This is a genomic window from Nocardia sp. NPDC060220, from assembly GCF_042727815.1.
In the GTDB taxonomy this organism is placed as follows: Bacteria; Actinomycetota; Actinomycetes; order Mycobacteriales; family Mycobacteriaceae; genus Nocardia.
In genome coordinates this window covers 1-10,789 of the sequence record NZ_JBHWZY010000143.1, presented here as the reverse complement: position 1 = coordinate 10,789, position 10,789 = coordinate 1, and the positions used below count along the sequence as shown (strand labels likewise).

The 10,789-nt window shown below is 66.1% G+C and carries 11 protein-coding genes and 1 pseudogene; 9 read left to right on the top strand and 3 right to left on the bottom strand.

Annotated features, from left to right (window positions below; translation table 11 throughout):
- The 5 genes from dnaK to ACFWF3_RS10105 all read left to right on the top strand — a co-directional run.
- Window positions 1-1,412 (top strand): molecular chaperone DnaK (gene dnaK, locus ACFWF3_RS10125; RefSeq protein ID WP_379313343.1); only part of this gene is annotated, 1,412 nt, incomplete at its 5' end.
- Complete coding sequence (gene grpE / locus ACFWF3_RS10120) at window positions 1,409-1,981, top strand: nucleotide exchange factor GrpE (protein WP_379313342.1); 573 nt, start codon at window positions 1,409-1,411, stop codon at window positions 1,979-1,981. The genes dnaK and grpE, both read left to right, overlap by 4 nt.
- A 24-nt stretch (window positions 1,982-2,005) precedes the next feature.
- On the top strand, window positions 2,006-3,199 hold the full coding sequence (gene dnaJ, locus ACFWF3_RS10115; protein ID WP_378995836.1) for a molecular chaperone DnaJ: 1,194 nt from the start codon (window positions 2,006-2,008) through the stop codon (window positions 3,197-3,199).
- A 2-nt stretch (window positions 3,200-3,201) separates the two neighbouring features.
- Window positions 3,202-3,603, top strand: a complete 402-nt coding sequence (locus ACFWF3_RS10110; protein WP_378633530.1) for a heat shock protein transcriptional repressor HspR — start codon at window positions 3,202-3,204, stop codon at window positions 3,601-3,603.
- A gap of 616 nt (window positions 3,604-4,219) precedes the next feature.
- Window positions 4,220-5,389, top strand: coding sequence for an FAD-binding oxidoreductase (locus ACFWF3_RS10105; protein ID WP_378995838.1), 1,170 nt, complete (start codon window positions 4,220-4,222; stop codon window positions 5,387-5,389).
- A 29-nt stretch (window positions 5,390-5,418) separates the two neighbouring features.
- Here ACFWF3_RS10105 and ACFWF3_RS10100 read toward each other — a convergent pair whose 3' ends face one another.
- Together ACFWF3_RS10100 and ACFWF3_RS10095 are read right to left on the bottom strand one after the other, a co-directional pair.
- A complete protein-coding gene (locus tag ACFWF3_RS10100; protein ID WP_378995840.1) occupies window positions 5,419-6,177 on the bottom strand; it encodes an FAD-binding oxidoreductase in 759 nt (252 codons plus the stop codon).
- A gap of 29 nt (window positions 6,178-6,206) precedes the next feature.
- The gene (locus tag ACFWF3_RS10095) at window positions 6,207-7,364 is read right to left on the bottom strand and encodes an FAD-binding oxidoreductase (protein WP_379313341.1); all 1,158 of its coding nucleotides are present in this window, start codon (window positions 7,362-7,364) and stop codon (window positions 6,207-6,209) included.
- A gap of 226 nt (window positions 7,365-7,590) precedes the next feature.
- On the opposite strand from ACFWF3_RS10095, the gene ACFWF3_RS10090 reads away from it, so the two are divergent.
- Window positions 7,591-8,169 carry a DapH/DapD/GlmU-related protein gene (locus ACFWF3_RS10090; RefSeq protein WP_379313340.1) on the top strand — a complete coding sequence of 193 codons (579 nt, stop codon included), beginning with the start codon at window positions 7,591-7,593 and terminating at the stop codon, window positions 8,167-8,169.
- A gap of 44 nt (window positions 8,170-8,213) precedes the next feature.
- Here ACFWF3_RS10090 and ACFWF3_RS10085 read toward each other — a convergent pair whose 3' ends face one another.
- A complete protein-coding gene (locus ACFWF3_RS10085; protein ID WP_378995847.1) occupies window positions 8,214-8,579 on the bottom strand; it encodes a hypothetical protein in 366 nt (121 codons plus the stop codon).
- A gap of 88 nt (window positions 8,580-8,667) precedes the next feature.
- Between ACFWF3_RS10085 and ACFWF3_RS10080 the strand changes: the two genes are divergently transcribed.
- The 3 genes and pseudogenes from ACFWF3_RS10080 to ACFWF3_RS10070 all read left to right on the top strand — a co-directional run.
- Complete coding sequence (locus tag ACFWF3_RS10080) at window positions 8,668-9,192, top strand: DUF3558 domain-containing protein (protein WP_379313338.1); 525 nt, start codon at window positions 8,668-8,670, stop codon at window positions 9,190-9,192.
- Between the two features lie 17 nt (window positions 9,193-9,209).
- Window positions 9,210-9,587 (top strand): hypothetical protein, encoded by a 378-nt coding sequence (locus tag ACFWF3_RS10075; RefSeq protein WP_379313337.1) that lies wholly within the window; start codon window positions 9,210-9,212, stop codon window positions 9,585-9,587.
- A pseudogene (locus ACFWF3_RS10070) lies at window positions 9,588-10,789 on the top strand (hypothetical protein); the annotation flags it as partial.

Sequence of the window (10,789 nt, the reverse complement as noted above, 5' to 3'; positions counted from 1 at the left end):
CCGCCGCCCTGGCGTACGGCCTCGACAAGGACGACCAGACCATCCTGGTCTTCGACCTCGGTGGCGGCACCTTCGACGTCTCGCTGCTGGAAATCGGCGAGGGCGTCGTCGAGGTCCGCGCGACCTCCGGTGACAACCACCTCGGTGGCGACGACTGGGACGAGCGCGTCGTGTCCTGGCTGGTCGACAAGTTCAAGGCGTCCTCGGGCATCGACCTGACCAAGGACAAGATGGCCATGCAGCGTCTGCGCGAGGCTGCCGAGAAGGCCAAGATCGAACTGTCCTCGGGCCAGTCCACCTCGATCAACCTGCCCTACATCACCGTCGACGCGGACAAGAACCCGCTGTTCCTCGACGAGCAGCTCACCCGCTCGGAGTTCCAGAAGATCACCTCCGATCTGCTGGATCGCACCCGCGCCCCGTTCCAGTCCGTGATCAAGGACTCGGGCCTGAACGTGGCCGATATCGACCACGTCGTGCTCGTCGGTGGCTCCACCCGCATGCCCGCCGTCTCCGAGCTGGTCAAGGAACTGACCGGCGGCCGTGAGCCGAACAAGGGCGTGAACCCGGACGAGGTCGTCGCCGTCGGCGCCGCACTGCAGGCCGGCGTGCTCAAGGGCGAGGTCAAGGACGTTCTGCTGCTCGATGTCACCCCGCTGTCGCTGGGCATCGAGACCAAGGGCGGCGTGATGACCAAGCTCATCGAGCGCAACACCACCATCCCCACCAAGCGCTCGGAAACCTTCACCACCGCTGACGACAACCAGCCTTCGGTGCAGATCCAGGTGTTCCAGGGTGAGCGCGAGATCGCCTCGCACAACAAGCTGCTGGGCTCCTTCGAGCTCACCGGCCTGCCCCCGGCCCCGCGCGGCGTGCCGCAGATCGAGGTCACCTTCGACATCGACGCCAACGGCATCGTGCACGTCACCGCGAAGGACAAGGGCACCGGCAAGGAAAACAAGATCAAGATCCAGGACGGCTCCGGTCTGTCCAAGGAAGAGATCGACCGCATGGTCGCCGATGCCGAGGCGCACGCCGCCGACGACAAGGCGCGCCGTGAAGAGGCCGAGACCCGCAACCAGGCCGAGTCGCTGGTGCACCAGACCGAGAAGTTCATCAACGAGCAGAAGCTGAGCGAGGGTGGCGCACAGGTCTCCGCCGATCAGCTGGCGAAGGTGGAGAACGCGGTCGCCGAGGCCAAGCAGGCTCTCGAGGGCACCGATATCTCCGCGGTGAAGTCGGCCGTGGAGAAGCTGGCCACCGAGTCGCAGGCCCTGGGCCAGGCGATCTACGAGGCCAGTGCCGCCGCCGACGCGCAGTCCGGCAACGGCGCGGGCCCCAGCCAGGCCGATGACGATCAGGTCGTCGACGCGGAGGTCGTGGACGAGCCGGTCGACACGGACAAGAAGTGACCGAGGCGAACTCCTCGGAGCAGGAGTTGGTCGAGGAAATCCTGGACGACACTGCGGACGAGAACGCGGAGGCCGCCACGGCGGACTCCGCCCTCGACGCCGAAGTCGTCGAACCGGAGCACGACGAGCTGGCCGAGCGCACGGCCGACCTGCAGCGGTTGACCGCGGAATACGCGAACTACCGCCGCCGGGTCGAGCGTGACCGGCAGGCCAACATCGACGCCGCCAAGGCCTCGGTGGTCACCGAATTGCTCGCGGTGCTGGACGATCTGGATCGGGCGAGGGCGCACGGCGACCTCGATTCCGGCCCGCTGAAGTCCGTCGCCGACAAGCTCGAGACCGCGCTCACCAAGCAGGGTCTGGTCGAATTCGGTGCCGCCGGTGACCCGTTCGACCCCACGCTGCACGAGGCAGTGCAGCACGAGGGTTCGGGCGCCGACCCGGTGATCGGCATCGTCATGCGCAAGGGCTATCGGTTCGGCGACCGGGTGCTTCGGCACGCGCTGGTCGGGGTAACCGATGCCGAGGCCGCGGGGGCATCGGATCCGGATGCCGGCGACAGTCAATAAGAACGCGAAAGGAGGAGATGCCCGGTGAGCCAACGGGAGTGGATCGAAAAGGACTTCTACAAGGAGCTGGGTGTCTCCTCCGGCGCCTCGCAGGACGAGATCAAGAAGGCCTACCGCAAGCTCGCCCGCGACCTGCACCCGGACTCCAACCCGGGTGACACCAAGGCCGAGGAGCGGTTCAAGTCCGTGAGCGAAGCCAATGCGGTGCTGTCGGATCCTGCCAAGCGCAAGGAGTACGACGAGACGCGCCGCATGTTCGCGGGCGGTGGCGGTGGCGGACGAGCCTACGGCGGCGGGTTCAATCCCGGTGCCGGCGGCGGCTTCTCGCAGGACTTCAACATCGGTGACATCTTCGGTCAGGCCGGTGGTACCGGCGCCGCGGGCGACGGCGGGCTCGGCGATCTGCTGGGCGGGCTGTTCAACCGGGGTGGCGGCGGTGGCCGGGCGGCGGCTCGTCCGCGCCGCGGCTCCGACGTGGAGACCGAGACGACCCTGGGTTTCCGTGAGGCGGCCCAGGGCGTCACCGTTCCGCTGCGGATGACGAGTCCCTCGCCGTGCACCACCTGTCACGGCAGCGGCGCCAAGCCGGGCACCAGCCCGCGCGTGTGCCCGCACTGCAACGGTGCGGGCGTGGTCAGCCGGAATCAGGGCGCGTTCGGTTTCAGCGAGCCCTGCGACGACTGCCGCGGCACCGGGTCGATCATCGACGACCCGTGCACCGACTGCTCGGGCACCGGTATCCAGAACCGCACCCGCACCATCACCGTCCGGATTCCTCCGGGCGTCAGCGACGGTCAGAAGATCCGGCTGGCAGGTCAGGGCGAGGCGGGTCTGCGCGGTGCGCCTTCGGGCGATCTGTATGTCACCGTGCACGTCAGCCAGGACAAGGTCTTCGGCCGCCAGGGCGACGACCTCACCCTGGTGCTCCCGGTGAGCTACAGCGAATTGGTACTGGGGACAACAGTTTCCGTACCGACGCTCGACGGCCGGGTCGGCGTGAAGGTGCCCCCGGGCACCGCCGACGGGCGTATCCTGCGAGTTCGCGGTCGTGGCGTGCCCAAGCGCGGCGCGGCGGGCGGCGCCGGTGACCTGCTGGTCACGGTGAAGGTCGCGGTGCCGCAATCGCTCGACTCCGACGCCACCGATGCGCTCAAGCGCTACCAGGAGGCGGAGAAGGCCAGTGGCTTCGAACCGCGTGCAGGATGGGCGGGTGCTTGATGATGTCCGATGATCCGAAGTCCGTTTCGGGTGCTACCGCGCGTGCCGAGTTCTTCATGATCTCGGTGGCGGCTCAGCTGGCGGGGATGCACGCGCAGACGTTGCGTACCTACGACCGGCTGGGTTTGGTCACCCCGCAACGGACCTCGGGTGGCGGACGCCGTTATTCGGCCCGCGACGTCGAGGTGCTGCGCGAGGTGCAGCGCCTGTCGCAGGACGAGGGCGTCAATCTCGCCGGCATCAAGCGCATCATCGAGCTCACCAATCAGGTGGAGGCGTTGCAGCAGCGCGTCGAGGAGATGAGCGCGGAGATGGAGCGGTTGCGGGCGGGCTACCGGCCCGATCTGTCGCCGCCCGCGCGCAGTACCGCGCTCGTGGTGTGGCAGCCACGGCATCGGCGCTGAGTCGTCTTCGATTCGACGAGCCTCCGGTTCGCCCATCCGCTGTGGTGGATGCGAGCCGGGGGCTCGTTCGTCTCCGGTCAACCCCCGGCGACCGGCTGGTGACTCTCCAGCAACTCACTTATTCGTGATCTTGCTGATCGGAAGTCGCGTCGCGGCGCGCTGAGGTGGGGATTTATCACCGTGGACGTCCAAAAGTTTGCTGTCCGGATGCTGAATTCGGACCAATCGGAAGGCAATTCGCTCCCGGCGACCAGCCACTCCGGTGCGCCTACCATGCGTGTCATGGCTCGGCGCGCCGGTTTGCCGCATGCGGTCGACGTAGCGGAAGGGTCGCTCTACCAGGGCCATTGGTCACCAATTGCCTGATATTCCTGGTGGTTTCGAGAATCGTGAGCGGCTGTTCACCCGCAATTAACGGGCTTGAGGTATGTTTTCATGAGAAACTACTGGGAACCGCCTGGTATTTCGCGAATTACATGCGTGATGTTTAAGAGTACGATTCCTAAGCTGGCAAACCTCGCCTAGACTTCTCGCATCGGCTGCTGACGAGTGTCCTCCCAGCCCGTCACTCGCCGGCGCGGCTAGCGTTCGATGGCGAAACGAGGTTGTGACACATATGGATTCGCGGACTGTCGCTTTGATCCGTACTACGTTCAAGGCGGTTGCTGCGGAAGAAGGTGGACCCGAGAAGCTGTCGAGGTCGTTCTACTCGATCCTCTTCACGGACTACCCCGGTGTCCGCGACTACTTCCCGGCTGCCATGGATTCCCAGCGCGACCGACTCGTCACGGCGATCTCCTACGCCCTCGACCGGCTGGAGGAGCCCGACAAGCTGCTGCCGTTCCTGGCCCAGCTCGGTCGCGACCATCGCAAATACGGCGTGCAACCGGCGCACTATGTGGCCGTGGCCAACTCGCTGAAATCCGCCATGCGGTTGTTCGCCGGTGCGGAGATGTGGACCGACGAGGTCGCCAGCGCGTGGGACGAAGGTCTGGCCACCATCAGCGGCGCGATGATCAGCGCCGCCGACAAGGAGACCACCCCGGCTACCTGGACGGGCACCGTCGTCGAACATCGCGAGGTGCTGCGCAATCTCTCGATCGTGCGGGTCCAGCTCGACGTGCCGATGCAGTACGCCGCCGGTCAGTACCTCAGCGTGCAGATCCCCTCGCGGCCACGGATGTGGCGCTATCTCTCGCCCGCGAACCCGGCCAATCCCAACGGCGAGATCGAGTTCCACGTTCGCGGCGTGCTCGGCGGCTGGGTCAGCCCCGCCATGGTCGCGCACACCGCCGTCGGTGATCAGTGGGCGCTCGGCTCGCCGCTCGGCGGTCTCGGTGTACCGCGCAACACCAAACGCAAGATGCTGATGGTCGGTTGTGGCACCGGCATCGCCCCCCTGCGCGCGCAGATCATGGCGATGGCCCAGCGCCGGGTCAACCCGAAGGTGCACCTGTTCGTCGGCGGCCACCACCCCTGCGATCTCTACGACCTCCAGGTCCTGAGCCAACTCGCCATCGCCAACAAATGGCTCACCGTCACCCCCGTCACCGAGAGTGACGAAAACCCCTGGTGGTACTACGACTCCGGCGACCCCCAGCCGGATCTACCCGGCCTGGAACCCCGCATGACCGGCCAAATCGGCAAGGTCGTCGCCAGCTACGGCCCCTGGGCAGACCGCGACGTCCAAATCGTCGGCTCCCCCTCGATGGTCCAGACCACCAAGTTCCGCCTGATGGCGGCCGGTACCCAAGCCCAGTCGATCCGCCACGACCCCTTGTTCTGACCCGCGGGCTTGCCGCGAGCCCGTGGTCCTCAGGCGCCTTCGGAGATGATGTTGGCCGGGGGAGTTCCCGCTTCGATCAGACGGTCGACGGTGGTGCGGACCATCGCGGGCGAACCGCAGACCAGGACTTGGTGTTTGGTGAACGGGCCGTGGGCTGCGGCGACGTCAGCGAGGGTGCCGTGGAGCATTTCCTCGAGTCCGAAGCCCACGTCGGAGCGGGTCTGCTCGTGCCATTCATCGCGCACCGCAGGATCTTCCGGGCTTTCGACAACCGGAATGACCGAAAGCCACGGCAATTCGCCCGACAGCAGGAACAACATGTCGTTGGCGTAGAGGTCGCGGGGTGAGCGGCCACCGAAGAACAGATAGGTGCGCGGCGGAGTGTCGCGACGGGCCAGATCCAGGATCTGAGCGCGCATCGGCGCCAGCCCGGTACCGCCGGCGATCATCACCACCTCGACAGCGTCGGGATCGACCGCGAAAACCCCGTGGGGGGCGTTGATTCGCCACTGATCACCGGGTTTGGTGTCGGCGACGATGGAACTCGAACACCACCCGCCGGGCACCGTGCGCACATGGAACTCGAGCTTGCCGTCCAGCGAGGGCGGCAGCGCGGGAGAGAACCGCCGCCGCACGCCCGGATGCTGCGGCACCTCGACCTCCACCGAACCGCCCGCCTCGAACGGCACGAAATCGCCGATCAGCCGGATCACGGCGAGGTCGTGGCGCAAGCGGTGGTGACCGACGACGGTCGCCGTCCAGGCGGGGTCAGGAAAAGCGTTGCTCATCAGCCTCTTTCGCGATGTCGCGGGCGGGTTCAGACGGGGTCGGCGGCGATGATCTCGAGCGGTGTACCGGCCCGCTGGAGCGCGTAACGGGTGTTGGCGATCATCGACGGCGATCCCGCGATCTGGATCTGACGATCCGACCACGCGCCGAAGCTGGTCACCACCGCTCCCAGATTACCGACCAGGCGGCGCGGCATGCCCATCGGCGTCTCACCCGAATCCTGGGGATACCACCAGGGATTGGTGTGTTCCTCGCACACCGGCACCACGGTCAGCCACGGGTTGGACTGCGAGAGCTGCCACATGTTGTCCACGTCGTAGAGGTCGCCGGGATAGCGCCCCCCGATGAAGAAGTGCACGCGCGGATTGATCCCGCGCTGGCTCATCTCGATCAGCTGCGCACGCAACGGCGCGATGCCCGTGCCGGAGCCGATCATCAGCACATCGCGGCCCGACTCCCGGTCCACGTGCAACCCACCGAGCGGCCCGGCGATCTTCCACCGGTCCCCGACCTTGGTGTCGTTGACGATCGCCGGGCTCACCCAGCCGCCACTGATCCGCCGCACATGGAATTCGATCTCGCCATACGGGTTCGCGGGGATGGCGGGGGAGAAGTAGCGCCACATATTCGGCCGCTGCGGCACCGCGACCGGCACATACTGTCCGGCCTTGAACGGAATGGGTCCGTCGGCCTGTAATCGCACGATCGCCAGATCGTCGAGCACTCGCCGGTGACCCACCACGGTCGCGTCCCAGTACGGCTGCGAGGTGTCCTCGTTGGCGCCGATCGCCATCGACGCCGAGATCAGCAGCGTGATGTCACGCCAGCCCTCATCGAGCTCTCTGGTCCAGCGATTGCCGTGGAAGGTTCGCAGCGCCGCGAGCAGCGCGCGTCCGGCCAGGTCGTAGTGGTCGGCCTCGACCCCGTACTTGCGATGGTCGCGGGCGAGTTGCTCGAGGAAGCGCTGGGCGCGTTCGAAGTCCTCGAGATGGTCGAGGACGAACTGTACCGCCGTCGTGATCCGCTTGGCCTGCATGTCCATGGCAGGCGGAAACAGCTCACGCAACCTCGGATCCTGCGCGAACAGGTGACCGTAGAAAGCGCTGATCAGCCGCTCGGACCCACCGGGTGTCTCCGACACCCCGCGGAAATCGGCGCGGACCAGCGCAAGCGAACGCGCATCCACGTCGTCAAGCTCCATTTCTCTGCAATTGCCGCAATGTGGCTCACCCGTCGGTGCCGCCGTCCCCAGTATCCCCCGAAACCGTCGTCTCGGTGCAGGGATGCTCGTCACGCCCGTTCCCAGCCGCACGGATCGTAAACCCCACGTCTGCGATCAGCACGATCTCCCCATCATCGATACGCGTCGGTGATCTTGCGGGTCGCGCGCGAAGGTGCGTGAGAATCGAGGGATGGCGAGCGACAACTTCATGGAGATTCACGATCCCGAACTTCTGGCCAGGGGTGAACGGGTTCTCGGGGCCGAGTTCACAGCGATGCACGAGCGAGTTCTGCAGGTCAGCGCGTTGACGTCCCGTCTCAACGGTCTGCCCTTCGACGACGAGACCGGAAAGGCGGCGCTGCTGGGGGAGATCCTCGGCCGTCCGCTCCCCGCGGGTCTCACGATCTACCCGCCGTTCTATACCGATCACGGTCTGAACCTGGACCTGGCCGAGCGCGTGTTCATCAATCAGGGCTGCACGTTCCTCGACTACGCCGGAATCCGGTTGGGCCGGGGCGTGATGGTCGGCCCGAAGGCCACCTTCATCACCATGGGCCATCCCGTCGATCCGGAGGAACGGCGCCGATTCCTCACCGGTGCGCCGATCGACGTGGCGGACAACGTGTGGATCGGCGCGGGCGCGATGATTCTGCCCGGCGTCAGCATCGGTCGCGACGCGGTGATCGCCGCGGGTGCGGTCGTCGCGGACGACGTCCCGGCGAACAGCTTGGTGGCCGGTTCCAAGGCGGCTGTGCGTCGACGCTGGTAGTTCGGCCGTCGTGTTGCCCACGGAACGCCTGCGCTGACACCGCGTCAGCCGGTGACCTTCTGCACCGCCGCCTGCCGTGCCCCTTCGTCGACCTCCCCGATCTCGAACCCCTTGCCCACGATGTGCTGGACCAGCGCGGCCTCCGGCGGCAGCCCGTACTTGCGCAGGTAGTAGGGAACAGCGCCCGGCCAGACGAACGCGCCGTCGGTGTGGAAGTTCAACGGCACGTCGCGCTGGGTGGGGTCGAACTCGTCGGCGTCGTGGCCGCGGGCGCTCAGAATCACCGGCGCGTGCTCGAGGTAGGACAGCACCTGATCCTGGATATCGGAGTCCACCGCCGACCGGTTCACCACCGGTTTGCCCTCGGGATTGCGCCCGTCGAACGGCGCCGAAAGTCGAAGTTCGCTCATGCTCCGACAACTTACGCGGCCCCGTCTCTGGTCGGTTGACCGTGCTAATGTGCCTGGTCAAGGCAGTACTCGGCCGGAAGGGGTGGGGATGAAACGCGCAGGTACGGCGATGGTGGTTGCCGGTTTGGCGGTTGTCGGGCTGGTCGGGTGCGACTCGGGGGAGTCGACGTCGAAGGGGGCGACGACCACGGCCAAGCCGGTGTTGTGGAATCCGTGCACGGAGATTTCGGATGCTGCGTTGACGGAGGCTGGGGTGGATCCGGCGACGGAAGAGAAGGGTGTCGCGGGGGTTCCGCAGTCGGGGTGGGAGATCTGTGGATGGGAGGGGCGCACATTCGCTATCACCGTCTACTCCACCAACAAGGCTGCGGATGAGTTCGAAACGAAGCCGGGCAACGTCGACTTCCGTGACGTCACGATCGGGGGACGGCCCGGACGGGAGTTCCGGGTCGAGGGCGCATCGAAGCAGCTCGATTGCGACGTGGTCTTCCCTGCTGGTCAGGGCGTCATCCAACTGCAGGTGCTGAACCGCGCGAGCCTGGACGGGCTGACTGACCCCTGCATATCTCTGGCACGCGTCGGGGAAACGCTGGCGCCGACATTTCCGAAGTGACCGGGGAGGGCACATAAATGACAGGAACGTCGCCGTATACGCAACTGCTGGGGCAGGTCCGCTCTGGCGAGGTTTATCTGAACAGCGAGGTTGCGGCCTTCCATATGTACAAGGCCTGCGATAAGCGGATCGCCGACCTCGATTCGCTCCGCGGCGCCACACGCCGAGCGCAGGCCGTCAGCGGATTCGGCGATTTCCAGATCGCCAAGGACCTCGAGAAGAAGTTCCTGTTGCAGGCGACCGGCGACGAGAACTCGATCGATAACGTCATCCTGAAAGATATCGAAGCCGTGAAAGAGCTTCGCGAGGTTTTCGCGATCTCCTTCAAGCGCATCGCGGGCAAAGACATCGAGAACGCGAACGCCCTCGACTACGTCGCCGGGCAGGTGAGCTGAGTGACCGGTTTCCACAGCATCAACGGCCTCGACCTCCTCGGCGGCCTCAAGAACTTCGTCACGGCTCCGTTCGGCGACAATGGTGAACTCGACAGCTCCGAAATCGCTGACATTCAGAACAAGTACAACTCGCAGCGAGACGGCAACCGAAAAAAGGCGGGCGACCTCGGTTTCGACGGCGAATACCGCCCCACCGTAGTGACGAAGAACGACAGCTTTCCGGGGACCGTCGCGGAACTGCGCGACAAAGTCGACAAGATCGATCTCGACGCTGTCAACGATCTGATCACCGCGTGGAACGAAATCTCAACGCGCAACAGCACATCCCTCGACGAGTTCCGCAAGCAGATATCCCGCGGCATGTCCCCCGACGTCTGGGCAGGTTCCGCAGCGAACGCGGCCGCGCAAACTGTTGCGGCATATGACGCTACGGGAAAAAAGGTCACCACCGCCGCTGCGCTCACCAGTACCAAACTGGACGAACTCCGTACCGGCCTCGAACCGACAAAACGTCTCGTTCCCCACGAACCCGAGCACCGCAGCGGTCTCGACAATGTCGGAGCCCTGCTCACCGGCCGTGGGTGGCGCAATGATGATGTCGCGCAGGAGAACGCGCGAGTCGAAGCCGTGCGCATCCTCCAAACCGTCTACGCCCCGGTCATTTACGAGTCCGACAACAAAGTCCCGGTGATCCCCATCCCGAAGACCGTCGAAGACGGCGGCGGCGAGCCTGAAAAAAAGAGCAGCACAACACAATCCACCACTCAGGGTTCTACTACGCAGCCCACTACCCAGGCGACGACGACGCAGCCCACCACCCCGGCGTCGACCACTCCCACCACCGACCCGGACGACACCGACGACTCGACCGACGATTCGACCACCCCCGAATCGACCACTCCCGAGTCGACGGAGCCGGGCTCGACCACCCCCGCCTCGACCACCCCGAGCTCGACCGTCCCCGGTTCGGGCTCGCCGTCCGGATCACCGAGCGGCGCAGGCTCGCCCGGCGGTGGGTCGCCGGGTTCGGGAACGCCGGGCGCGGGAACGCCGGGTGGTGCGGTTGCCGGAAGCCCCACGTCTACCGGCGGCGCCGGCGGCCGTGGCACCGGCGCGGGCACAGCGGGCCGTTCCGGTATGCCCGGCATGATGAGCCCCGGTGCGGGCAAGGGTGGCGGCAAGGACGACGAATCGACCAAGGG